This is a genomic window from Mucilaginibacter sp. GW822-FHT03E02 (genome assembly GCF_058801545.1).
Window position 1 is genome coordinate 1,561,329 of sequence record NZ_JBXANJ010000001.1, and the last position, 25,614, is coordinate 1,586,942.

Annotated in this window: 20 protein-coding genes; 9 read left to right on the top strand and 11 right to left on the bottom strand. The window is 45.7% G+C overall.

Annotated features, from left to right (window positions below; all coding sequences use genetic code 11):
• Genes AC1RM2_RS06360 through AC1RM2_RS06375 form a run of 4 tightly spaced genes read left to right on the top strand, consistent with a single transcriptional unit; the run spans window position 1 to window position 1,685 of the window.
• Complete coding sequence (locus tag AC1RM2_RS06360; RefSeq protein WP_492984164.1) at window positions 1–474, top strand: hypothetical protein; 474 nt, start codon at window positions 1–3, stop codon at window positions 472–474.
• A 7-nt stretch (window positions 475–481) separates the two neighbouring features.
• The gene (locus AC1RM2_RS06365; protein ID WP_492984165.1) at window positions 482–1,126 is read left to right on the top strand and encodes an NAD(P)-dependent oxidoreductase; all 645 of its coding nucleotides are present in this window, start codon (window positions 482–484) and stop codon (window positions 1,124–1,126) included.
• Between the two features lie 2 nt (window positions 1,127–1,128).
• Window positions 1,129–1,353: a hypothetical protein gene (locus AC1RM2_RS06370; protein ID WP_492984166.1), complete on the top strand. Its 225-nt coding sequence runs from the start codon at window positions 1,129–1,131 to the stop codon at window positions 1,351–1,353.
• Between the two features lie 17 nt (window positions 1,354–1,370).
• Window positions 1,371–1,685 (top strand): antibiotic biosynthesis monooxygenase family protein, encoded by a 315-nt coding sequence (locus AC1RM2_RS06375; protein WP_492984167.1) that lies wholly within the window; start codon window positions 1,371–1,373, stop codon window positions 1,683–1,685.
• An 18-nt stretch (window positions 1,686–1,703) separates the two neighbouring features.
• Here AC1RM2_RS06375 and AC1RM2_RS06380 read toward each other — a convergent pair whose 3' ends face one another.
• From AC1RM2_RS06380 to AC1RM2_RS06390, 3 genes are all read right to left on the bottom strand, one after another.
• Window positions 1,704–2,069 carry a DUF1304 domain-containing protein gene (locus AC1RM2_RS06380; protein WP_492984168.1) on the bottom strand — a complete coding sequence of 122 codons (366 nt, stop codon included), beginning with the start codon at window positions 2,067–2,069 and terminating at the stop codon, window positions 1,704–1,706.
• Between the two features lie 105 nt (window positions 2,070–2,174).
• The gene (locus AC1RM2_RS06385; protein ID WP_492984169.1) at window positions 2,175–2,819 is read right to left on the bottom strand and encodes a hypothetical protein; all 645 of its coding nucleotides are present in this window, start codon (window positions 2,817–2,819) and stop codon (window positions 2,175–2,177) included.
• Window positions 2,820–3,047: 228 nt separating this feature from the next.
• Window positions 3,048–3,431 (bottom strand): TraR/DksA family transcriptional regulator, encoded by a 384-nt coding sequence (locus AC1RM2_RS06390; protein WP_090645387.1) that lies wholly within the window; start codon window positions 3,429–3,431, stop codon window positions 3,048–3,050.
• Window positions 3,432–3,631: 200 nt separating this feature from the next.
• On the opposite strand from AC1RM2_RS06390, the gene AC1RM2_RS06395 reads away from it, so the two are divergent.
• From AC1RM2_RS06395 to AC1RM2_RS06405, 3 genes are all read left to right on the top strand, one after another.
• Window positions 3,632–3,754 (top strand): hypothetical protein, encoded by a 123-nt coding sequence (locus AC1RM2_RS06395; protein WP_255369814.1) that lies wholly within the window; start codon window positions 3,632–3,634, stop codon window positions 3,752–3,754.
• Complete coding sequence (locus AC1RM2_RS06400) at window positions 3,754–4,071, top strand: hypothetical protein (protein ID WP_477368256.1); 318 nt, start codon at window positions 3,754–3,756, stop codon at window positions 4,069–4,071. The genes AC1RM2_RS06395 and AC1RM2_RS06400 overlap by 1 nt, the downstream gene beginning before the upstream one ends.
• Before the next feature lie 286 nt (window positions 4,072–4,357).
• Window positions 4,358–8,749, top strand: coding sequence for a YVTN family beta-propeller repeat protein (locus AC1RM2_RS06405; protein ID WP_492984170.1), 4,392 nt, complete (start codon window positions 4,358–4,360; stop codon window positions 8,747–8,749).
• A gap of 196 nt (window positions 8,750–8,945) precedes the next feature.
• Here AC1RM2_RS06405 and AC1RM2_RS06410 read toward each other — a convergent pair whose 3' ends face one another.
• From AC1RM2_RS06410 to cysC, 3 genes are all read right to left on the bottom strand, one after another.
• Window positions 8,946–11,795, bottom strand: coding sequence for a DNA gyrase/topoisomerase IV subunit A (locus AC1RM2_RS06410; protein ID WP_492984171.1), 2,850 nt, complete (start codon window positions 11,793–11,795; stop codon window positions 8,946–8,948).
• A 307-nt stretch (window positions 11,796–12,102) separates the two neighbouring features.
• Window positions 12,103–12,933, bottom strand: coding sequence for a sulfotransferase (locus tag AC1RM2_RS06415; RefSeq protein WP_492984172.1), 831 nt, complete (start codon window positions 12,931–12,933; stop codon window positions 12,103–12,105).
• A gap of 35 nt (window positions 12,934–12,968) precedes the next feature.
• On the bottom strand, window positions 12,969–13,520 hold the full coding sequence (gene cysC / locus AC1RM2_RS06420; protein WP_492984173.1) for an adenylyl-sulfate kinase: 552 nt from the start codon (window positions 13,518–13,520) through the stop codon (window positions 12,969–12,971).
• 292 nt (window positions 13,521–13,812) lie between these two features.
• On the opposite strand from cysC, the gene katG reads away from it, so the two are divergent.
• Complete coding sequence (gene katG, locus AC1RM2_RS06425) at window positions 13,813–16,056, top strand: catalase/peroxidase HPI (protein ID WP_492984174.1); 2,244 nt, start codon at window positions 13,813–13,815, stop codon at window positions 16,054–16,056.
• 564 nt (window positions 16,057–16,620) lie between these two features.
• On the top strand, window positions 16,621–18,543 hold the full coding sequence (nagB, locus tag AC1RM2_RS06430) for a glucosamine-6-phosphate deaminase (protein ID WP_492984175.1): 1,923 nt from the start codon (window positions 16,621–16,623) through the stop codon (window positions 18,541–18,543).
• A gap of 45 nt (window positions 18,544–18,588) precedes the next feature.
• Here nagB and ftcD read toward each other — a convergent pair whose 3' ends face one another.
• From ftcD to AC1RM2_RS06455, 5 genes are all read right to left on the bottom strand, one after another.
• Entirely contained in the window at window positions 18,589–20,277 is a 1,689-nt protein-coding gene (ftcD, locus tag AC1RM2_RS06435; protein ID WP_492984176.1) for a glutamate formimidoyltransferase, read from the bottom strand.
• A gap of 189 nt (window positions 20,278–20,466) precedes the next feature.
• Window positions 20,467–21,693 carry an imidazolonepropionase gene (gene hutI / locus AC1RM2_RS06440; protein ID WP_492984177.1) on the bottom strand — a complete coding sequence of 409 codons (1,227 nt, stop codon included), beginning with the start codon at window positions 21,691–21,693 and terminating at the stop codon, window positions 20,467–20,469.
• 114 nt (window positions 21,694–21,807) lie between these two features.
• On the bottom strand, window positions 21,808–23,478 hold the full coding sequence (hutU, locus tag AC1RM2_RS06445) for a urocanate hydratase (protein WP_492984178.1): 1,671 nt from the start codon (window positions 23,476–23,478) through the stop codon (window positions 21,808–21,810).
• The gene (gene hutH, locus AC1RM2_RS06450; protein WP_492984179.1) at window positions 23,456–25,015 is read right to left on the bottom strand and encodes a histidine ammonia-lyase; all 1,560 of its coding nucleotides are present in this window, start codon (window positions 25,013–25,015) and stop codon (window positions 23,456–23,458) included. The genes hutU and hutH overlap by 23 nt, the downstream gene beginning before the upstream one ends.
• Complete coding sequence (locus tag AC1RM2_RS06455; protein WP_492984180.1) at window positions 25,008–25,517, bottom strand: MarR family winged helix-turn-helix transcriptional regulator; 510 nt, start codon at window positions 25,515–25,517, stop codon at window positions 25,008–25,010. Before AC1RM2_RS06455 ends, hutH begins: the two co-directional genes overlap by 8 nt.
• Window positions 25,518–25,614: the final 97 nt, after the last annotated feature.

A 25,614-nucleotide genomic window follows, 5' to 3' on the forward strand; every position in this document is an offset into this window, starting at 1 on the left:
ATGCAAATCACTTATCTTTTACCCACTTTGCTGGTGCTGCATTTAACAGCATTAGTATTAATGGCCGGTACCACATTGGTTGATTACCTGGCGTACGCATCGTTTTGGAAGTTTGCCGGCCAGGGCAACCGTCCCGAAGCTTTATTGAACATGATGGCCATGCTGCCACGGGTAGCTGGCATTGGTGCCGCCGTACTTATCACCAGCGGCATAGGCATGATGGCCATAACCCACGGCGTTTTTGGCGAGCAGCTCTGGTTCAGGATAAAGTTTGCACTGGTGGTCCTGGTAATCCTCAATAGCCTGTTAGTAGGGCGGCGGCAGGGCCTGAAGCTTCGCAAATTATTGGAGGTTGAAGGATGGGTGCTTACAACCGAAGTTGCCCGGATCAAAAGCCGTATTAAAACCTTTCACCTGCTGCAGTTGCTGCTGTTTTTACTGATTATTTTTTTAAGCGTTTTTAAATTTAACTAATATAACTATGGACATATTTATTGCAGGCGCCAACGGCGGCATTGGCCGCCGGGCGGTAGAGCAGGCTTTGCAGGCCGGTCACCGGGTAACCGCGCTGGTACGTAACCCGGCTAAATTGCAGCTGATGCATCCAAATCTTAATATAATAAAGGGCGATATCATGCTGCCCGAAAGTTTTGCGGATGAAGTGAAAGGCCAGCAAATTGTGCTATCGGCATTAGGCGTAAGCGGCGGTTTATTTAGCGATAAGCATACCACGCTTTATTCACAAGGCAACGCTAACCTTTTAAAAGCAATGGAGCAGCATGGTGTTAAGCGCATCTTTTGCATCTCGGCTTCGGCGGTGGAAATCAGCCCCGTAATTCCCTGGTATGTGCGCCTGGTTGCCCGGTATGTAATTCAAAAACTGCTTAAACATATGTATGCCGACCTGCACCGGATGGAAGCTATTATAAAAGAAAGTAGCGCCGAGTGGACAATTATCCGCCCGCCACAATTAACCGACAAACCTTTAACGGGTAATTATCGCACCGCTGTAAACCGGTTTTTAAAAAATTGCCTCCAGATATCGCGTGCGGATGTAGCCCATTATATGGTAAGCAACCTCGTCAATCAAGACATTTACAGGGCGGCCGTCGAAATTGCTTACTGAGCATGAGCACCCAGGTTGAAATATTTAAAACCGATGTAATGCAGGAGTGCGAAGCTACTACGCTGATTAGCCTGCTATTGCAACATCTGCCCCATTGCCGCATCAATTTTGACCTGGAGGATTGCGACCGGATACTGCGTATTGAATCGGCGCAGCAGGAAATTAACCTGCCGCAGGTTACCCATATCATGAACAGGCAGGGTTATGCCTGCACTCTTTTAACATAATTAATAACACAAATCAAATGGAACAAATATTTATCGACCGCTTTATAATGCCCCAAAACGCAAAAGCGGAATTTACCGAACGCATGCACATCAATCGTTCGTTTATCAAACAACTTCCCGGTTTTATTGGCGATGAGGCTTATGAACGTACCGACGAAGAGGGCAACTTTATTTGCGTAACCATAGCCAAATGGGCCAGTGAAGAAGCCCTAAAAAACGCGAAAGAATTGGTGCAGGCCGAATACCAGCAACAAGGGTTCAATTTACCGGCCATGCTGCAGCGCCTGGATATCAGGATGGAGCGGGGCCAATATAACAGGTTTAGTAATTAAACAGCGAGGCGGGTTAACCTACATCCATACCAATACCGCGCACAAAGCTATGGCGGCGGGCAGCATTTGCTTTACAAAAATAGCCTTACCTGCCGTAAAGCCGCCGTACAGGCCTGCTACTACTACGCAGCCTAAAAAAAACATGGCTACATTTTTGGCCCACACGGCATCGCCAATGAGTAGCGCCCATATCAGCCCGGCGGCCAAAAAGCCATTATAAAGCCCCTGGTTGGCTGCAAGATTTTTGGTGGGCTCAAACAACTCGGCCGGGAAGGTTTTAAAAGTTGCGCGGCCTTTGGTTGTCCAGGCAAACATTTCTATCCATAAAATATAAATGTGCTCAACGGCAACCAGGGCTATTAATATCGATGCTATTATTTTCATGGTGGTATTCAGGCTAATGGTTTATAAAACTACGCTAAATATCGCTTAATATTAAAAACATGGCGAATAATGCTTCGAAGTTATCAGCCGGGTATTCCTAATATATTAGCGCTGATAATCTTTTCTAATTCTTTCCGCCGCAAAAATACTATCAGCCTGTTGCCTGGAAATTAACCGGCTGCTATCACCCGGGTTAAAATAATAAAAAATGGAATCTTTGGCTTTACCGCGTGCGTATTGGCTGGTAATAGAGATACTCCTGGATACGCTGTCAATTGATTTAAGTTTATAGCGATCATCTTCAAAATCAACATTATAAACCGAATCAATATAAATCTCTTTAGATTGATGGCCAATTGTAGTGTCCGTTGATGTCCAGCTAACCGATCCATCTCTCCGGGATTCAATCTTCCAGTTGGCAGGAATTTCGGGCACGCCCAACTTTCGCCTGGTGCCATTAAACACTAAGCCAAACTTATTCAGATGGACATTATTGTTGTATTTGGATATATCTTTATACCCCATAAATATCATCCAAAAAAGCAAATTACATATCCTTAAAATTTTACTCCCGGTTGATTCCTTATTGGTAACAATTACAAAAATTAAAGCTACCGATATCAACGTCATACCTGCCAATTTGGTTAATAACCAATCGAGCGATTCTAATTTATATTTAAATTCGATATACCAAATAGCGCCCAGAAATAAACAAGAAAAGCATACAATAATTATTGACCATTTTTTCATCTGGTAAGGTTAGGTTTGTTTTATACGTTAAGGCAAACCATTAAGCAGGTATTGTGATAATGATTTCTTTGCTGATAAATATATGGCAATTCTGGAATGATGTCAAAATATTTGATTTCAATAAACACCCGAAAATTACATGGATATCAAACGGGAGAAATTGACCAAAAAATAAAGCCCGAATGTTTATCCATCCGGGCTTTGATTTTTCAAATAACTTACTACAACTTATTGCTTCAGCTTAGCTGCCATGCTCAGCGTAGTGTGTGGCACGGCAAGCAAACGTTCGCGCTGGATCAGTTTGCCTGTTTCGCGGCAAATCCCGTAAGTACGGTTTTCTATGCGCACCAGGGCTGCTTCCAGCTGGTCGATAAATTTCTTTTGGCGCGATGCCAGTTGGTTGATAGATTCTTTCTCCAGCGTAGCCGAGCCATCCTCCAAAGTGTTGTGCGAACTGGCCGTATCATCGGTACCATTGGCGTTGGGATTACTGATGGAAGAGGTCAGATCGAGCAGTTCTTCACGGGCCGATTTAATTTTGCCCTGTATCAGCGTTTTAAATTCCAGTAGTTCAGTTTCGTTATATCTTGTTTTTTCTTGTTCAGCGTTCATGAGTGCAGTTTACCTTTTATTATTGAACCAAACAACACATCAACTACGAATTAGTTTTGTTGTTTTTTAATCTAAAAGTAAAGATAGCCCAATTATTTAATTATTATTTTAACATAGCGCAAACGTCGTTTTATTAGTTCATCTTTGATTACTACACACAGCCAGAAATACATCCGGCAGGTTATAAAACCCATACTACCATGAGCAAAGACAAAAAAAGCATGCCAAATCCGGTAGGTAAAAAAGCCCCGTCTGACTACCAGGCCGGTAAAACCAGCAAAGCCAAGCCAGAAATTATAGTACCCAATAAAAAAGCCAAATAATGGCCGCCAAATCTGCCGAGGCCCAGGCCAGGGATTTTTTATATGAGTTAACCAACTGCGCCAGTGAGTACGGGTTTGCTAAAGACGAGTTGTGGAATGTAAGCATTGCCGCCGATAAACAAAAAGCAGCTATCGAAAAGAAATACTACCCGGTAATATCGGCCCTGCTGGCACCTGATGTACTTGCCACCGTGCCCGGACTTGTAGCTACACGGCTAAACCAGGTAATTGCCGGTGCAGAACAAGGTGTACTTAAGGCGGGCCCTAAAGCCGAACCGCAGTACCTGGTGGCTTATGTGGCTACAAGGAAGATGTAAAATTATTCAAGCTTAATTGCAAAGCTGCCTGGCCTGTATACTAAGCCCCTGTTTGGTTGCACCATTTGAATTTCAGCATATCTGATTTGGTGCAACCGTCTCTTACAACCTGCTCGTGTAGCCAGGTACTTTTATAGTCATAAATATTTTTTATTACCTTTAAATATCAGTTTTAATTAAACGGAATAAAATATATTTGAGCTGTTATAAATTCAATACCAAAAACCTTGAACAGATTAGTGGATACAGGCCTGCCGCAATGAAGAAATACTTACTATTTGCACATATGGCAGCGTTTCTTGTATGTTTTTCAATCGCTATTAATGCCCAAACAAACCAACACCTAACAGGCGGCAAAAGCACTGCCGCAGTAGCCTTCCCGGCCGGCGACTGCGTTTACCGCTGGGTCAACAACTCGGCGGAAATAGGATTGGCTGCGGCAGGTACAGGTAATATTGCATCGTTTAAAGCTACAAACACCAGCAACAGCCCCATTATTGCTACTATTACCGCCACTCCGGCGTCTTCAGATTTTGCTTATATCGCTAACTACGGATCAAATGATGTATCGGTGGTAAGCACCCTCACCAATACGGTTATTGCCACAATTCCAGTAAATGTAAAGCCATTTGGGGTATCTGTTAACCCAGATGCTACGCTGGTTTACGTAACCAATAATGGGTCAAACAACGTATCAGTTATCAGTACCTCAACCAATGCCGTTATAGGCACAATTCTCGTGGGGCAAGGCCCAAAAGGTGTAGTTTTTAGCACCGATGGTAGCCATGCGTACGTTACTAACTCGGACGACAATACGGTATCAGTTATTGATGTTGCCACGGGTTTGGCAAAATCTGTAATCCCTGTTGGCCACAAGCCCTGGGGGTTAACCATAACTCCTGACGGCACCAAAGTTTACGTTGCCAACTTTGATGATAGAACGGTAACCGTTATCAATACGGCATCGGCCAGTGTGAAGGCTACCGTTGATGCTTCATTTAACCCTATTAGCGTAGCCGTAACCCCCGACGGTAAAACGGCCTACGTTGCTGATATAGGAACCAGGGGCTTAACTACTATTAACGTAGCCGATGACACCCCAATACAAACAACACTACCGGGAGTAGGTGTTACCAGCATGGCTTTTAGTCCGGATGGAAAAAGGCTTTATTGCGGTAACTTCGACGGTTATTTTTTCGTCAAAGATATTGCTACCAACTCGGGGCTTTCATACGCAAATGGCGGTCAATGCTATTCTGTTTCGATGACGCCGGATGCTTCCTACCTTTACATGGTTGACTACAGTAATAATGCCGTTAATTATGTAAACCTGGCAAACGTTAACAATACTGCAGGGCGGGTGCAGGTAGGCGTTAATCCTTATTCTATAGGTAATTTTATTGCCAGGGGCAAAGGCTGCAACAACCAGCCAGTAACTTTTACTATTATTGTTGATCCGGAACCTGTTATTACAGCCAGTTCAGTTAGTGGCAACATTATTGGCTGCGCAGGTTATTCGTCATTAAGCCCCAACGTTATGCATTTTACTGTATCCAGCCGGGCATTGTCAGGAAATATTACTGCAACCGCGCCACCCGGTTTTGAAATATCAACTGCCGAATACAGCGGTTACCAGCATAGCATTTTTTTTAGCTCAATTGGCAGCACATCAGTATTTGTGCGTTCAGCAGCATCGGCAACAGCGGGCAATATCAAGGGCTATGTAGTCCTTAGTGCACCGGGAGCTGCAGATCAAAATATACCGGTAAAAGCCGCTATCAATACCCTGCCAACAGTAAACATGATTGGTTCCCAAACGGTAGTAACCGGCACTGCAACGGCGGCTGTTAACTTTACCGGCACAGGCAATTCTTTTACCTGGACAAATGACTCGCCCCAAATTGGTTTACCAGCAAGTGGCACCGGTAACATTGCTTCATTTACCGCGGTAAATAAAACGGCCAACCCAATTAAAGCAACTGTAACTATAACCCCATTACCAATGCCGGCTTACGCTTACATCACCAATATTAATGACAATACAGTATCAGTTATCAGCCTTGCTTCCAATGCAATTGTAGCTACAATACCCGTGGGCATACAACCAACAGGCGTGGCAGTTAGCCCCGATGGCAAAAGAGTGTATATAACAAACCAGAGTCTCATAGGGTCTATTAACCCCAGTACAGTTTCGGTGATAGATGCTGCCAGCAATAAGGTGATAAGTAATATAACTGTTGGATACCATCCTTACGGGATTGTGATAAGCCCTGACGGCGGCCGTGCCTATGTAACCAATCAAAGCCCTTCCAACACAATATCTGTAATCAATACCGCAACTAATACCGTTATACAAACCCTACCTACCGGGGGCGAAAACCCGCAAAGCCTGGCTATAAGCCCCGATGGCAGTAAGCTATACGTTACCAATAATTCAAATGCTCAGTTGACAGTTTATAGCACGGCAACAAATGCAGTAGTAGGATCGGTACAAGCTGGTGGCTGGCCTTTAGGGATTGCGGTTAGCCCCGATAACAGCAAGATCTATGTTGCCAATTCAAGCGGCAACTCAATATCAGTGATTGATGCCGCCACCACTTCAACCTTATATGAAATTCCTGTTGGGCCGGAATCTACAGGCTTAACATTAAGCCCGGATGGTAGTTTAATCTATGTTTCAAACTCGCGCGACGGAACTGTTTCTGTTATAGACAATAGCACGCGCGCTATAACAGCGATTATCCCCGTGGGCACCTATCCCCGTGGCGTTTCGCTAAATGCAGATGGTACCCGGTTATATGTAAGCAATCAGTTATCAAATAATGTTTCTGTTATAAACACTGCCAATAATTCAATAGTGTCAACTATTAATGTAGGCGCTGCACCTTACTCCTTTGGCAGTTTCGTTACCCAAACTTCTACTTGTACAGGCGCGACATCAATTTTTAATATTACGGTTAACCCCGGACCGGTAATTACAGGCGCAACTCCTTTAACCGGTGTTAATACCAGTTACGGTACCCCATCATCATCCGTGGAGCTTAACGTATCGGGCAGTAATTTATTGGGCAGTATTACTGTTACTGCACCGGCAGGTTTCGAGGTAAGTATTGATAATAAAAACTTTGGCCCCACCGCAGCTGCCGGCAAAGCCGGTAATGCAAATAATGTGGTGGTTTATATCAGGCTTACGGCTACCAGCAATGCAGGCAGTTATTCCGGTAATATCACTCTTAGTGCCAATGGCGCAACGCCTATTAATTTATTAATGCCCATTAGTATCGTTACCCCTACATCGCTGGAAATTGTGCCAAATGATGTTGACAAATTATATGGCGCTTCCCTTACCATTGATGCCAGCTCAACCGCTTTTACTGTAGGTAAAGACGATTTAAAAAACGGTAATACCATTACATCACTAAGTTTAACTTATGGTAACGGCGGTTACCCCACAGCACTCCCCGGCAAATATCCTACTATTGTAGCAACCATAAGCGGCTCTGGAAATGGATTTTTGGCCAATAATTACTCCATTTTTTTTATGCCGGGTAATATCAACGTTGTACCTGCACCTTTAACTATTATTGCCAACGATGTTAATAAACCTTTCGGCACTACGTTAAGGCCAACTAATGTATCTATTGCATTTACCACAACCGGTTTACAAAACAATCAAATTATTGAGGGCGTATCCTTAAGTTATGGCAGCGGATCGGCAGCTACAGACCCAGTGGGAAATTACCCGGGTTCTATAAATCCATCGTCGGCTTTTGGCGGCACATTTATCCCAAACGGCTATATTATCACCTATAAAACAGGTGCTATCACTGTTTTGCCCCCGGTAACTATTATAGCTACTGGAGTATTGAGCCCGTTAAATACTATTTACGGAACACCGTCGGCATCCACCAGTTTCAGCATATCTGGTAACGGCCTGCCCGCAGGAATCCTTATAACACCGCCTCAGGGTTTTGAGGTGAGTACAAATAATTCCAGTTTTTCTCCAACAGTAAGTGTAGGTTCGGCTGGGGATATTGCAGCTGCCACCATTTACATCAGGCTAAAAGCGACAACTCCTGTTGGCGCTTACAGCGGTAACATTGTATTAAGCAGCGGCGCGGTAACTGCCAACTGGGCTATGCCAAACAGTACAGTTATACCAGCACAATTAACCATAACCGCCGATAACAAACTTAAAGTTGCAGGTAGTATAAATCCTGTTTTAACTGTAAGCTACTCGGGTTTTGTAAATAATGAAACCGCTGCGCAATTAAACAACCTGCCGGTAACAAGCACAACAGCAGTAACCACCTCTGCAGCGGGCGAGTATCCGATCACGGCAAGTGGTGCGGCATCACTAAATTATATCATTACTTATATACCGGGTATTTTAACCATTAATGCTTTGCCACCGGCTGTTATTGTACCTAACGCTTTTAGCCCTAATGGCGATGGTAATAATGATATTTGGAATATTCCTGCGTTAACTTATTATGCCAATAACGTGGTGAACGTTTATAACCGATACGGGCAACAAGTCTATCATTCGGTTGGGTACGCCAAACCATGGGATGGTACTTATAATGGCGTATCAGTGCCTGCGGCTGTTTATTATTACATTATCAGGCTGGATAAAAACACGGCGGCCATGTCGGGCCCGGTAACTGTTATAAGATAAAGCCCCATACGATTAAAGATTGACAGTAATAATAAATATCGAATACAGAGCAACCAATTTCCCTGTTCATTATTCAAAATCGGACATTTGGTGTCCTATATTAAATCGGTTTTAATTTCCTGATCAACTACATTACAGTAAAGCCACCAGTTTTACGTCGATTAAATCTCAACACAAACACCGATGGCTTAATAATTTAAAACAGCCCTAACTGGCCTTTGTCGTCTATATCAATATCATCCGGGTTGGTAATCTCGAAATCAATTTTCTTTGTTTGAATTTGCGCCGGTTTTGCGGGCAAATTCGATGTTTCGTTTGAGGCTTCGCCCACCTCAGGTTCAGGTGATTTTGCAGCTTCTGTTTTGGGTGATTCTTCTTTCGGAGATTCAACCTGTTTTGGGGCCGATTTCATTGCCGGTGCTTCTGGTTTCACCGGCTCTGTTTCTGGTTCGGTTTCATCAGTCTCAATGTTTGTTTCACCCAAATCTTCTTCATCGCTACCTTCCTCTTCAACTGGTTCTTCTACAACCTCCTCAGTAGCTATCAACTCAACGGATTTTATAGGCAATTGCGACAGGCGGTTGCCCATAGCTTTCATACCTTTTACATCTATCAGGTCGGCAAGGTTTACCTCAATGGTTTCGGGCGTTTGCTCTTTACCTTTAAGCTGTACAATTTTTACCAATTGGTTTGCTTTGGCAATATAAAGGAGTTTTGACCCGGGCTCATCGCTGATGATGCTTACCTGTTTGCCTATAGCTATGGTTTCAAACACAAAGCGTTTAACCATGTAGTTTTTAGATTTTCCATCCAGGTGAATTGCCGAAAAAACTTTTTTAGGATCATACTTTTCAATCAGGATCATTTTATCATCAAAATGATTGTTCAGATCAAAATTGGTAAGCTCATATAAACCGGTACTTAATACGTTCAGGATCCGGTCGTCGCCATCAAATTCGCCCAGGTATTTTCCACGTCCGTCTGCGTTAAGGCGTTTCAATATCTCATCATACCAAATCTTTCTGCCGGCCAGGGTTGATACGCCTTTTGATTTCAGCACGATTTTTTTAACCGGGTACTTGGTAATGATGTTACCCATCGATCCGCGGCCTTTAATAGCTATCGAAGCAAAATCCTCATCAAACTGCAGTTTCTTGAGCTTGGAATGCGGCTTAAGCTGCACATTCACTATTTCGGCCTCGCCGTTGGAGTTGGCTGTAAAATACAGCACTTTGGTGCCCTTTGTACCTTTGGTAAGGTCGTATTCCTTATCGCGGGTTACCCCCACTACCGAGAAACGTTTGATATACGCGATGCCACTTTCGCCATCCTTGTATATCATGTTATAAACGGTACGCTCGTCGTTCTTTTTAAATACGGCAACGTGGATGATGTCTTTACCCACAAAAACCTTATCCTGTACTTTCGTGATCAGGCAGCGGCCATCGGCACGAAAAACGATGATCTCGTCGATATCAGAGCAATCGCCAACGTACTCAACCGCATCATCCTTTTTAAGGCCAGAGCCAACAAAGCCGTCGGTTTTGTTAACATATAATTTAATGTTGGCCAATGCCACCTGCGCAGCTTCTACCTTATCAAAGGTGCGCAGTTCGGTTTTACGGCCCCTATCTTTCCCATATTTTTCGCGCAGCTTTTCAAACCAGGCAATGGTGTAATCGGTAAGATGTTTCAGGTGATGCTTTACCTGTTTTATTTCATTTTCCAGGGCCTTCATCTGCTCATCCGCTTTTTTAACATCAAAGCGGGTGATGCTGCTCATAGGTTTATCTATCAGCTTTTTGTAATCCTCGGCCACTATGGTACGGTAAAATTGGGGGAAGAACGGCTCGAACAAGCGGTTTAATACCTCCAATACAGTTTCAAAATTGCCCGATGTTTCATAGTCGGGGTGTTTGTACATCCCCTCCTGTATAAATATTTTAAGCAGCGAACTGAAGAAAATTTTCTCCATCAATTCCTTCAGCCTGATCTCTAATTCCTGTTTTAGCAGCTCTTTGGTAAAAAACGTGCTTTCGGTAAGCATATCGTTCACGCTCATAAAGCGTGGCTTATCCGACTGGATAACGCAGGTATTGGGCGATATAGATACTTCGCAATCGGTAAAGGCATATAATGCATCAATAGTTACATCGGGCGATATACCCGGTGCCAGGTGCACTACAATCTCTACATCCTTTGATGTATTATCTTCAATCTTTTTAATCTTGATCTTGCCTTTTTCGTTGGCATTCACAATGCTTTCCATCAGCCCGCCGGTTGTAGTGCTGAACGGAATTTCGGATATCACCAGCGTTTTCTTATCCTTTTCAGCAATGCGGGCGCGTACCCTTACCTTGCCGCCGCGCTGCCCCTCGTTATAGGCAGATGCATCGGCCATGCCTCCGGTAGGAAAATCGGGCAGCAAATTAGGCCGCACACCTTTGAGGGCGGCTATCGATGCATCAATCAGCTCAATAAAATTATGCGGTAATATTTTGGTGGCCAAACCTACCGCAATACCTTCGGCGCCCTGGGCAAGCAGCAAAGGAAATTTTACAGGCAGGGTAATAGGTTCTTTATTACGCCCATCATAGCTGGCCTGCCAAATGGTTGTATCAGCATTAAACACCACATCCAGCGCGAATTTGGATAAGCGGGCCTCGATATAACGTGGCGCTGCCGCCGAATCGCCGGTTACCGGGTCGCCCCAGTTGCCCTGGCAATCAATCAGCAGGTTTTTTTGCCCTATTTGTACCATGGCATCACCTATGGATGCATCGCCGTGGGGGTGATACTTCATGGTGTTGCCAATTACGTTGGCGGCCTTGTTAAAACGCCCGTCGTCCATTTCCTTTAAGGAATGCAGGATACGACGCTGCACGGGTTTTAAACCATCATTGATGTGTGGTACGGCCCGGTCGAGGATAACGTAGGAGGCATAATCAAGAAACCAGTTTTCGTATAACCCGTCGAGTGAGGTAACGTTATGTAATTTGTCGTCGTTATTGTCAGGTATCTCGTTTTGATTCAGATCTTCACTCATTATTCGCTAAAAACTTTTGGATGGGTAAAGATAAAAAATAATGCTGATGTGCAGATTTCAAATTTCAGATGTGCAGATGATTTTTTTAATACGAATGGAGCGAATTGATTCGAATTTCACGATTTTTTTGTTGTTAGTGATTTGACTGAACCAGAATTAAACAGATTCTTCAGATTACACAGATTTTAGAAATTTTGACCATTCGGCCTCCTGCAAATCAAATCAAAAAAATCTGAAGAATCTGCTTAATCCGAGTTCAGACCAATCATCTGCACATCTGAAATCTGCACACCTGCACATCAATAACCTACCCCAACCTAACATAATGGCCTATACGCAACTGAAGATATTGCGCCTTTACAAGTAAGGTTTTGGTTTGTATAAAACGCTCAATATCGTGCGGCGCACTCATTAAACTATTTTTGTAAACCTGGCCAAAATCAAAGTAGTTTAAATTAAACTTCCACTTGTTTTTTAAAAATTCAATAACCTGCTCGTCTTTCTCCAGCAATAGTTCGTAGTTAATAACCAGGTAATCATCCGCCGGTAACCTTTTTAAGGTCTTTAATATCTCTTCGTTATAGTTTATCCACACCTTTAAATAGGTTTCGGCGTGCTCCATATAAAAGCTTTCCTCACGGCGGCTACGGCGCCAATACTTCCAAATCATCTGTTGGAGATAATTACGACCCTTGTATTTTTTGTCGACATGTGCAAACTCCCTTTTTATCAACGAACTTATAACAGCATTGTAATCGCGCATGATTACCAGGTATTTGGCTTCGGGCAGCAGCTTACTGTAAGTATCCAGGAACAGGCAGGTACGCGGATCTTTCCACCCCCACTGCTCATACAACTGCTGTTTTATGTTGATAACGCCTTGCAATTTGGCCAGTTGGTAAGCCGATAGTTCTATCTTTTTGGCATCTACCAGCCCCGATATATCAAGGCTGTTGTTATTTAAAATCTCCTCATGCAGCTTCAAAAATTCTACATCCTCAAAATGCCCCTCAACATTGCCATTGCCGGCGGCTACCAGGCTTTCGCCAATTTGCAATCCACAGCGATTAAGCCAGTTTGTTATCAACGACGTTCCGGAACGGTGCATCCCGGTGATGATTAAAGTTTGATGTTGCATGAGTATTAATTTATGAGTTTATATTGTTAAGATATTTAACAGGCGATGTACTGCCGGTTTAATAAATGACGCTCTTGCTGTATAAAAGCCAGCAGCATCACCGTACATTCTGTAATGTCATGGGCATAGGTGTTAATATACAGGTGAGGCGTTGCCGGTGCTTCAAACGGATCATTCACGCCTGTTAAATTGCCTACCCGTTCCGGGTGTCCATCTGGCAGCTGCGCTTTGTGATAAAGTCCTTTGGTATCCCTTGCCTTTAAAATGGGCAAGGGGCAGTCCACATAAACTACTTTAACGTCATCATAATTGTTAATCAACTGGCTCCGCATAGCCTCATAGGGCATTATGGCGCTAATGACGGTAACGATGCCCAGGTTACTAAACTTGCTGGCTATAAAGCCCAGCCGCCTGATATTTTCAAACCGGTCTTCCTTTGAATACTTAAGATCAGGAAATAATTGCTGCCGGTATTCATCGGCATCTATTACCTCTGTTTGGATTTCCACCCGGTTAAGATTTTCCTTAATTTTTTTGGCGAGGGTTGTTTTCCCGGCGCCAGACAGGCCACAAAGTAGTATGATCATAAATTAATAGTTTGCTAAACGTAAAACAGGCTGATGTTTAAACCTTTAATTAATTACCAGGTTAACGGTAAATTTTCAGCTTAAATTGCGGCTGCCAAAGCGTGCATCGACATAGAGCACTTTTTTATCGACGAAGCTGTAAAACAAAGAGACGGCGACAAGGGCGCAGTTGCAATACCAGTTAGGCATGCAATGCTGTTTGCAGAAAAGATTACTTATTTATAAACGTTAAGTAGCTATCTCAAATTAGATTTTCTTAATTTTAAACATAAACTTATACAACCTATTAATTATGGAAAACCACGCAGATAACAGCAAACTAAGCGATGTTAACAGCCCCAGCGCTGCAGCCAAATGCCCGTTTTTAAATGGAGCCCTAAAGCAAAGCGCCGGTAGCGGCACCAGGAACCGCGACTGGTGGCCTAACCAGCTAAAACTGAACATTCTTCGACAAAATTCGCTCCTTTCAAACCCGATGGGCGAGGCATTCAATTATGCCGAAGAATTTAAAAGCCTGGACCTTGACGCTGTTAAACAAGATATTTTTGAGTTGATGACTACATCGCAGGATTGGTGGCCTGCCGATTATGGCCACTATGGCCCCTTCTTTATCCGCATGGCCTGGCACAGTGCCGGCACTTACCGGGTTTCTGACGGGCGTGGCGGTGCGGGCTTTGGTACCCAACGCTTTGCGCCACTTAACAGCTGGCCCGATAATGCCAATTTGGACAAAGCACGCTTACTACTTTGGCCGATAAAACAAAAATACGGCAAAAAATTGTCATGGGCCGATCTGATGATACTTACCGGCAACTGTGCCCTCGAGTCGATGGGTTTAAAACCCTTTGGTTTTGGCGGCGGCCGTGCCGACGTTTGGGAACCGGCCGAGGATGTTTATTGGGGATCTGAAAAAGAATGGCTGGGCGATGCCCGTTATACTGCCGACCGCGAACTGGAAAATCCGCTTGCTGCAGTACAAATGGGTTTAATTTATGTAAACCCCGAAGGCCCCAACGGAAACCCCGATCCGCTTGCATCTGCACGCGACATTCGCGAAACTTTTGGCCGTATGGCGATGAACGATGAAGAAACCGTTGCGCTCATTGCGGGCGGACACACCTTTGGTAAAACCCATGGCGCTGCCGATCCGGGCCAATATGTGGGCAAAGAACCCGCAGGCGCCGCTATTGAAGAGCAAGGCCTTGGCTGGAAAAACAGTTTTGGCAGCGGTAACGCCGGCTACACTATTACCAGTGGTTTAGAGGGAGCATGGACCACCACACCTACGCAATGGAGCAACAACTATTTTGAAAACTTGTTTGGTTACGAATGGGAGCTAACCAAAGGCTCGGGCGGTGCACACCAATGGAAACCTAAAGACGATGCCGGCGCGGGTTTAATACCCGATGCGCACGACCCGGCAAAACGCCACGCGCCATTTATGCTTACATCGGATATCGCTTTAAAAGTTGACCCGGCATACGAAAAAGTTTCAAGGCATTTTTACGAAAACCCCGGCGAATTTGCAGATGCATTTTCGCGCGCCTGGTTTAAGCTCACGCACCGCGATATGGGTCCGCGTGCCCGTTACCTTGGCCCGGACGTACCTGCCGAAGTATTGATATGGCAGGACCCTATCCCGGCAGTTACCCATAAGCTAATTGATAATAGCGACATAGCTGCATTAAAAGGCAAGATCCTTGATTCGGGACTTTCCGTGTCGCAATTGGTATCAACCGCATGGGCATCGGCATCAACCTTTCGTGGATCTGATAAGCGTGGTGGTGCCAATGGCGCACGCGTTCGCCTTGCCCCGCAAAAAGATTGGGAAGTAAACAACCCAACTCAACTGGCGCAGGTTTTATCAACGCTCGAGGGCATTCAGCATGAATTTAACAGTGCCCAGGCTGGTGGTAAAAGTGTTTCTGTTGCCGACCTGATTGTTTTAGCCGGATCCGCTGGTATCGAGAAAGCGGCTAAAAATGCTGGTTTTGATATTAGTGTTCCTTTTACGCCGGGCCGGGCCGATGCATCACAAGAACAAACTGACGTGGAATCATTTGAATACCTTGAACCCGGTGCCGATGGCTTCCGTAACTATTTTAACCCGCAGCATTCCAGCGCCGCTGAAGCAATGCTGATTGATAAGGCACAACTGCTGACATTGACCGCGCCGGAACTAACGGGTTTGATTGGCGGGATGCGTGTATTAGGTACCAATTTTAACGGATCGCAACATGGCGTGTTAACCAAGCGCCCTGAAACACTTACCAACGATTTTTTTGTAAACCTGCTTGATTTGTCGACAACCTGGAAACCGACATCAGATGCCGGCCTGGTGTTTACCGGATCGGACAGGGCTACAGGGGAAATTAAATGGACTGGTACCCGTGTTGACCTGATCTTCGGCTCTAACTCCGAACTTAGGGCAATTGCTGAAGTTTATGCCTGTGCAGACGGCGGCGAAAAGTTTGTTAAGGATTTTATTGCCGCATGGACCAAGGTTATGAACCTGGATAGGTTTGATTTGGTTTGATCAATGCTTTAATTATCTACATGAAAAGGTGGCTCGTGATATAGCCACCTTTTTTGTTTTGATGGCAATCCGGACCATTAGTATAAAAATTTTATTTTATTCTACTAAATACATAGACAATATAGAATTAATTATATATTTGCAGCAGATAGTTTATAAAAGGGTGCTTTTAATAACTACCAAAGCAGGCGCTGGCTGGCAGCAAGCGGATGGTTCGACCCCATCCCCTGCATCTCTTCTCTTCTCATATTTATGTTTTATAATTGGTTAGATCAGAGTTCCTGCCCATCAGGAGCTCTTTTCTTATTTTATATTAACCTACAGGCAACATAAAAATAACTTATTAAAATAATTTAAAAAGTTCTTTTTATTGAAAATAAGTTTTATTATGTTTGTACCTGTAATGCACAACTTGTTATTAAATAGAATTCTTTTTAGCCTTATGTCGGTGAGGTTAAAACAGTTTTGTTAATTGGTTTGATAAAATCCTCGTTTCGGCGGGGATTTTTTTTAATACGCTTTTTTTAATTCAACATATATATAACAAAGGTTCTTTAGAAAATTATGGCCCGATTAAATTTATTGGAAGAGACCCGGTACGAGAAGCTGCCGGTAAGCGTTTATGGCAACCAGCAGGAGGCATCCCTTGCCGTAGCAGGCAGGATAGCCAAACTTATCCGCGATAAACAGGCAAAAGGCGAACAGGCAGTGCTTGGCCTGGCAACCGGTGTTACCCCCATCCGTGTTTATGCCGAACTGGTACGCTTACACAAGGAAGAAGGCTTGTCGTTTAAAGATGTCATCACCTTTAACCTGGATGAGTACTATCCCATGAAACCCGACGCCGCCCAAAGCTATGTTACTTTCATGTATGAGAATCTTTTCAGCCATGTTGATATCGAGCCCGCCAATGTGCACATACCCGATGGCACCCTGGATAAAGAAGACGTGGTGGCTTTCTGCCTGGATTATGAAAAACAGATTGAAGAATTAGGTGGTTTAGACCTGCAGATATTAGGTATCGGCCGTACCGGCCACATCGGTTTTAATGAGCCTGGATCTGCTCCAAATTCGGGCACCCGACTGGTTACTTTAGATGATTTGACCCGCAGTGATGCTGCCCGCGATTTTGGCGGTAAGGCCAATGTGCCTACCAAAGCCATTACCATGGGTATTGGCACCATTTTTAAAGCGAGAGAAATTATCCTGATGGCCTGGAGCGCCAAAAAAGCGCCTATTGTTAAAAAAGCGGTTGAAGGGGAAATCTCAGGCGAAGTACCTGCCACCTATTTGCAATTATCAGATCATGTTGAATTTGTGCTGGACGAAGCAGCCGCATCTGAACTGACCCGTTTTGACACCCCATGGCTGGTAAAAGATTGTTCATGGGATGATAATACGCTGAAAAAGAAAGCCGTGATCTGGCTGGCTGATACCATTGGCAAACCGGTACTTAAACTTACCGAGGAAGATTACAACAACCATGGTATGGCGCAATTAGCGGTAGAACAAGGCCCTGTTTATAACATCAATATTGATATTTTTAACCAGATACAGCATACCATTACCGGCTGGCCTGGTGGCAAACCCAATGCGGATGACTCACAACGGCCAGAAAGGGCTTTACCGGCAAAAAAACGCTCGGTTATCTTCTCCCCGCACCCGGATGATGACGTAATTTCGATGGGTGGTACATTCATCCGCCTGGTTGACCAGGGACATGATGTGCATGTAGCCTACCAAACATCAGGCAATACCGCAGTTTGGGATGACGATGTACTGCGCTACATGGAATTCGCTATCGACTTTACCAAAAGTATTGGCGAAGACAGCACACATCTGACTTCCTTATACGAAGAGATGCGTGCCTTTTTCCCGCAAAAACAGCCCAACCAGATTGATACCCGCGAAATTCGCGATGTAAAAGGTTTTATCCGCAAGACAGAAGCAATCTCGGGTGCACGCTATGCAGGTTTGCAGGATGATCATATCCACTTTATGGCCTTGCCTTTTTACGAAACAGGTAAGATCAAAAAGAACACCGTTGGCGAGGAAGATATCCAGTTAACCATCGAGTTGTTGCAAAAAATAAAACCACAGCAAATTTTTGCAGCCGGCGATTTTGCCGACCCTAACGGAACCCACCTGGTTTGCTTCAACATCATTCTCGCTGCTCTCGACCGCCTGAAAGCCACCGAAGAGTGGGTAAAAGACTGCTGGTTATGGATGTACCGCGGCGCATGGCACGAGTTTGAAACCCATGAAATTGAAATGGCTGTACCGCTTTCACCACAGGAGGTTATCCGTAAGCGTAATGCTATCTTCAAACACCAATCCCAAAAAGACAGGCCGGTTTTCCCAGGTGACGATGCGAGGGAGTTTTGGGTACGTGCAGAAGACAGGACAAGTGACACCGCTAAAAAATACGACAGATTAGGTTTAGCAGAATATGAAGCTATGGAAGCTTTTGTGAGATATAGGTTTTAGTTCATTTAGTCCATGGACCATATACTATGGTCCATGGACTTTTTCTTACAAGCCTATCTTCCCATTCACCGTCTCAATAATCTCTGCTTCTAAAGCCATAGCCTGCCGTTCAATCTCGTTGCCCCGGTAAACAATATCCAAAACATAATCTTTATCTTTATAACCTGAGGCGTTAATCTTCACGTTCATAAACGCGCCCAAAACAGCGGTGCGGGCACAAAGGGCAGCTACACCAGCATCGGTTACAGAGTTGGGGTTACCTATCTCCACCATCGCCTTAATCACTTCCATACTGTTCAGTGCGGCCTGCATCACCTTAAAAGGGATTTCAATGGCATATTTGGTAGCATCCTGTATAGCCCGATCCCTGGCAGCCTTTTCTTCATCGGTAGATTTGGGCAGGCCGAAAGACTCCATGATCTTATTAAAAGCCGTAGTATCCAAATCGACCAAAGCCAATAACTCATTCTTGTATTGCTGCGCTTTTTCCGCCCAGTCGCTGAACTCCAGCCAGCGGCTGTCCCAGCCTTTTTTGTGCGAGCTAAGGTTTGCAACCATACCAGCCAATGAAGCCCCTAAAGAGCCCACATAGGCCGAAATAGAGCCACCACCAGGTGCAGGGCTTTCGCTCGCTGTTTCATCGGCAAAATCAGCAAGACTCATGGAGATGAGTTTACTGCCGGCCTTATCTTTCAGCAAATATTCGATGATCCGCTCTTCAGGAACAAACGGACCAAGTTCATCAAGCCCCATCGACTTGATGGCTATTTTTATCAGTTCCTTTTCACTAACGCCAACAGAGCGTTGTTGCTTTTTCAGGAAATATTTACCGGCATCCAGCATCGCTTTTAAAGGGATTAAACCCACTAATTCGCTGCCTGTTACCCGAATGCCGCGCTCATTGGCTTTGGTACAAACCTCGTCAAAAGCAACGTGGACAGGGGTTATCTGTATATTAGTCAGGTTCATCGAGATTTGGGCAATGCCATACTCTTCAATGTACCACCCGATGGCTTTAACCGCTTTTAATGAGCCGGGGATTGATTTGGGTTTGCCATTCTCGTCAGTAATAATTTTGCCGGTAACCGGGTCGCCTTCACGCAAAGTTCGGCCAGCCTCGCGCACATCAAAGGCAATAGCATTTGCCCTGCGGGTTGATGTAGTATTAAGGTTCACATTGTAAGCTACCAGGAAATCCCTTGCGCCTATTACGGTTGCCCCCCGCTTAACATCATTCTCTGCCGGGCCGTAGTCGGGCGCCCATTCGGGCAGTTTTATCTTCTTAAAAAAGCCTTCATATTCGCCTGCACGAATTACCGACAGGTTGCTCCTGCTTTTATTGGGCTGCGCATCCTCGTACAAATAAACCGGGATCTGCAACTCCTCGCCTACCCGCCTGGCCAACTGCCGTGCATATTCGGCTGTTTCTTCCATACTGATATTGCTAATGGGTATCAGCGGGCAAACATCGGTAGCTCCCATTCTTGGGTGTTCGCCTTTCTGCTTACTCATATCAATCAGCTCCCCCGCTTTTTTTATCGCGAGGAAAGCAGCTTCAATCACCCGGGAAGGTTCGCCCACAAATGTCACGACAGTTCGGTTGGTGGCCTTACCAGGGTCAACATTCAGTAACCTTACTCTCTCAACCGATTCCACTTCGTTGGTTATCTGTTTAATAATATCAAGGTTTACACCTTCGCTAAAATTGGGTACGCATTCAATTAGTTTGTTCATTGATTTGGTTCATTAGTTCATTAGTTCATTGGTTATGGCGGCGAAGGTTGCCTCTTTTTAAGTTCCCCTCTCGAGAGGGGGTGGGATGGGAATCGCGGTGGCAGGGGTGTGTTGACCAGCGTTCATCGCCGCTTTACCAACATACCCCTCCGCCCCTCTCAAAGCGAAAATCGCCCGTTCCGCCGCCTTTTAATTTTTCAGTCCCTCCGTCCATACCATTTCAGGCTTCAATTTCCCTTGGTGGTATAATATTTCGCGGTAGTCATCGCATGGGTAGGCCTGCATATCGGCAAGTTTACCTTTGCTTAAAACACCACGGTCGTTTAGTTTCAGGGCCTGGGCTGCGCGGGCGGTCAGGCCGGTAAATACTTCGGCGGCGCTTAGTTTTTCTGCGGCGGCCATTACAGCGGCTTGCATCAGCAGGTCGCCCATTGGGGCCGATCCAGGGTTCCAGTCGCTGGCAATAGCCAGGCAGGCGCCGGCATCCAGCAGCTTGCGGGCGGGGGCGTAAGCCATTCCCAAACCTAAGGACGCACCGGGTAAAGTTACAGCTACAGTATCGGAATTGGCCAATAATTTTATTTCATAATCGCCACTGGCTTCCAGGTGATCGGCCGATGCTGCGCGGGCCTTAATGGCAACTTCACTGCCGCCAGTTGTAAACTGATCGGCATGAACAGTTACCTCAAAGCCCAGTTGCTTTGCCTTGGCCAGGTAGTTTAATGCGTCGCTGGTATTGAAGGCACTTTGCTCAACGAAAATATCAACCCGGTTGCTTAATCCTTTTTGCTTGATAACAGGCAATAAGTTATTTAAAACATGATTTAGATACTCCTGGTGGTTTCCGTTAAAATCCTTAGGTAATATATGCGCGGCAAGGCAGGTTGATATTAAACTCACATTTGTTTTATCCGCCGCCGCTTTTATCGCGTTTAACTGTTTTATTTCAGCCTCGACACTTAAGCCGTAGCCGCTTTTTATTTCGATAGTGGTAACACCTTCGCTTACATGCCGTTGTACCCGATTCAAAAGCAGATTGGTGAGCTGCGCCTCTTCTGCGGCGCGGGTTTGGGTAACCGAATCCCAGATACCCCCTCCGGATTGCGCTATCTCCAAATAGGTTTTACCACTGTTTCGCATGGCGTAGTCCTTTGCGCGGCTGCCAGCAAAGCAAATGTGGGTATGGCAATCTACAAAACCAGGCAATAGTACATGGTCGCCGTTAATTTCTTCGATCTGCGCCGATGGGTAGTTTGACCGGAGTTTTTCAAAGTCATCAACTGCAAGTATTAGTCCGTCCTCAATCAATACACCTCCTTTGGGGATGATGTGTAACTGCTCGTCCTTTAGAGCCCCCTTCAATGGCAGCCCTGTTAAAGGAAGGATTTGTGTGAATGGACCTATTAGTTTTTTCATAAATAACAGCAGCCAGCCCCCTCTAAATCTCCCCCGGTAGGGGAGACTTTGGAAAACTTATTTATTCAACATTTCTTTTAAAGTCCTCCCTACCGGGGAGGATTTAGGTGGGGCTTACACCTTCAATCCAAACTTCTCTGCCCACTCTTCAGCCTTATCATACCCGGCATCGGTATGCCTGAATATTCCCATGGCCGGATCGTTATATAAAACGCGTTTGAGGCAGGTGGCGGCCCTGTCGGTACCATCGGCCAGTACTACCATGCCGGCATGCTGCGAATACCCCATACCTACGCCGCCGCCGTGGTGGAACGAGATCCAGGTGGCGCCGCCCGATGCATTGGCCATTAGGTTGAGCAGCGGCCAGTCGGACACAGCGTCCGAGCCATCTTTCATCGATTCAGTTTCGCGGTTGGGCGATGCTACCGAGCCGCAATCCAGGTGATCGCGACCGATCACTATCGGGCCTTTTACCTTGCCTTTTGCTACCAATTCGTTAAACATCAGTCCGGCTTTCTCCCTGTCGCCCATCCCCAGCCAGCAAATACGGGCAGGCAAGCCCTGAAACGAGATTTTTTCCCTGGCATTGGTCAACCATTTGGCCAGGGGTTTATCGTCCGGGAACAATTCCATCAAGGCCCTATCGGTAGTATAAATATCCTCCGGATCGCCGGAAAGGGCTACCCACCTGAACGGTCCTTTACCCTCGCAAAACAGCGGGCGAATATAGGCCGGCGTAAAGCCCGGAAAATTAAAAGCATCCGGTTCACCGCCTTGACGGGCAAACTCGCGGAGGTTGTTACCGTAATCGAAAGTTATGGCACCGCGTTTTTGCAGATCAAGCATCAGGCCTACGTGACGGGCCATACTTTTTAACGACAGGCGCTTGTACGCTACCGGATCGCTCTTGCGTAAATCCAAGGCTTCCGTTAACGACAGACCATTCGGGATATATCCGTTCAAAGGATCATGTGCCGATGTCTGGTCGGTTAAAATATCGGGAATAATATTATCTTTCAGCAATCTCTCCAGCAGGTCGCCGGCATCGCTTACGAGGCCTACAGACAGGGTTTCTTTTTTGTCGATAGCTTCTTTTACCCAGGCGATGGCTTCTTCGTAGGAGTAGGTCATCCGGTCGATATATTGCGAATCCAACCTTTTTTGGATACGCGTTGCATCCACATCGGCACCTAAAAATACACCGCCTGCCATGGTTGCCGCCAATGGCTGAGCGCCGCCCATACCACCTAAACCGGCGCTTACAATCAACTTGCCGGCCAAATCGCCATTAAAATGCTGGTTGCCGCACTCTACAAATGTTTCGTAGGTGCCCTGCAAAATTCCTTGTGTACCTATATATATCCAGCTGCCGGCGGTCATCTGGCCATACATCATCAGCCCTTTGGCGCGCAAATCATTAAAATGCTCCCAGTTGGCCCATGCCGGCACCAGGTTACTGTTGGCTATTAAAACACGTGGTGCTTCGGGGTGGCTGCGGATAATGCCTACCGGCTTGCCCGATTGTACCAATAAAGAGTGATACTCATCCAGTTCCAGCAACAACTCAATGATTTTCCGGAGCGATTCCGGGTTACGTGCAGCCTGGCCAATGCCGCCATACACAACCAACTCGGCAGGGTTTTCGGCAACCTCGTCGTCAAGGTTATTAAGCAGCATCCGCAATGGGGCTTCGGTTTGCCAGCTTTTGGCATGCAGCTGCATACCCCGGGGCGCTTTGTACACCGGGTGGCTGGCGTAGGTATTAATAAATTCCGAACTCGTCATGGCTGAGGGTTATTTGGTGATGAATAGCCGCGTTATTGGCAGTTGCCAAAAACGAGCCGTCGGTAATAATTTGATGTAAACGGTTAATATCATCCGCAAAAACGCGGTCGTCGTTTATAAACGGAACGTATTGGCGCACAAAATCATGCAACGCCTCTACCACCGGTGTTGATTTTAATGGCCTGCGGAAATCCATCGCCTGCGCCGCGTAAAGCAACTCGATGGCCTGGATGTACTCTATATTATCTAACACCATATGCAGTTTGCGCCCGCTGATAGAACCCATGGATACGTGATCTTCCTGCCCTAACGAAGTAGGCACACTATCGGCACTGGCCGGAAAACACAGGGTTTTGTTTTCGGTAACCAAAGCAGCCGTTGTGTACTGCGGAATCATCAGCCCCGAGTTTAAGCCGGCATCATGGGTAAGCAGTTTAGGCAATCCGTAACGGCCTTCGCTCATGAGGTAGCAACGCCTATCGGCAATATTGCCTAATTCGGCAGCGGCCACGGTGGCATAGTCCAAGGGTAAAGCCAGCGGCTGGCCGTGAAAGTTGCCACCGCTAATGGTATCATCGACACTAAAAATAACGGGGTTATCGGTAACCGAGTTCAATTCAATTTCAGTAAGTTCTTTTAAATGCAGCCAGGCGTTACGCGACGCGCCGTGCACCTGCGGCATACATCGCAAGGAATAGGGATCCTGCACCCTATCGCAATTGATATGCGACGAGTTGATCTCTGATCCGTTTAATAAGGTAAACAGGCGGTCGGCAACCATTTTAGTACCTTTAAAAGGGCGTAAAGCATGGATTCGGGCATCAAAAGGCCTTGCAGAGCCCATCAGCCCCTCTAATGACATGGCACCAATCAGGTCGGCACGGTTCAGGGCATCATCCAAACGCTCAACTGCTTTTATCGCGAAAGCTAATATAAATTGTGTGCCGTTTATTAAAGCAAGCCCTTCTTTAGGGCCTAACACTAATGGGGCCAGGTTATGTTTTTGCAGTACCTGCGCTGCCGGCTTGCGCTCTCCATTTTCATAAACCTCGCCTAAACCTATTAAAGGTAAAAACAAGTGTGATAAGGGGGCCAGATCGCCTGAAGCACCTACAGATCCTTTTTCGGGCACAATGGGTACAATATCGTTGTCAATATGCCAGATGATACGCGTCAGAGTATCCGGTGCGACACCAGAGAACCCTTGCGCCAAGGCATGTACTTTGGTTATCAGCATCAACTTGGCTATTTCCTGCGGAATGGGCTTGCCCACCCCTACACTATGGCTTTTAAGGATATTACTTTGCAGCAAACTTGTATCGGCCTCGGATATATGGGTATCGCATAGCGGGCCAAAACCCGTATTAATGCCATAAACCGGCTTTTGCGCATGAACAATTTTCGCTACCTCGCCCCATGAGGCGCGGATAGCCTTATCAGCTTCTGCATCAATAATCCCCCTGGTTTTGCCTGCGGCAATATCAAGGCAAATACCAATGGTTAAATGGTTTGTGCCGTAGTTGAAAATGCTATTCATGGTCGGCGGGTTTTAAATTAGCTGTTAATTTTTCGCTGATAACGGCAGATAGGTTGCTTGAACGGAAGGTGTTTTCAACAGCCGTAATGGCAGGCAGCAGTTGTTGTGATACAGCATCGTTATCTACCAGTTGGGTCATGACCTGGCTGATGGCATCCCAAACCGGCAATATCTGCTTTAACAGTGCACGGCCGCTATCGGTTAACGTAACCAGTTGCCTGCGGCCATCGTTGGTACAGGTTGCGCTGGTAACCAGGCCCCGGTTTTTCAAATTGGTAATCAGCTGGCTTGCGGCCGGGTGCGAAACCTCTATCTGTTCGCTTAATTCCTTAATAGATAAAGCATCGTTTTTAGAGAGTAAATAAAACACCGGGAACCAGCTGGCATCAAAATCTATCCCTTCATTTTGGTAGGCACGGTTAATTTCGGCCAAAAAAGCCTCGCTTAACCGCCTTAACCTGCTACCCAATACCAAATAACCCAGGCTTTGATATAAATTCATAGTGCAATTTATATAAGTGCTTATATAATTGCAAATGTTTTAGGAAAGATTTTTTGGGAGCGAGATAACATATATCACACGGCGGCGAAGCTGAAAA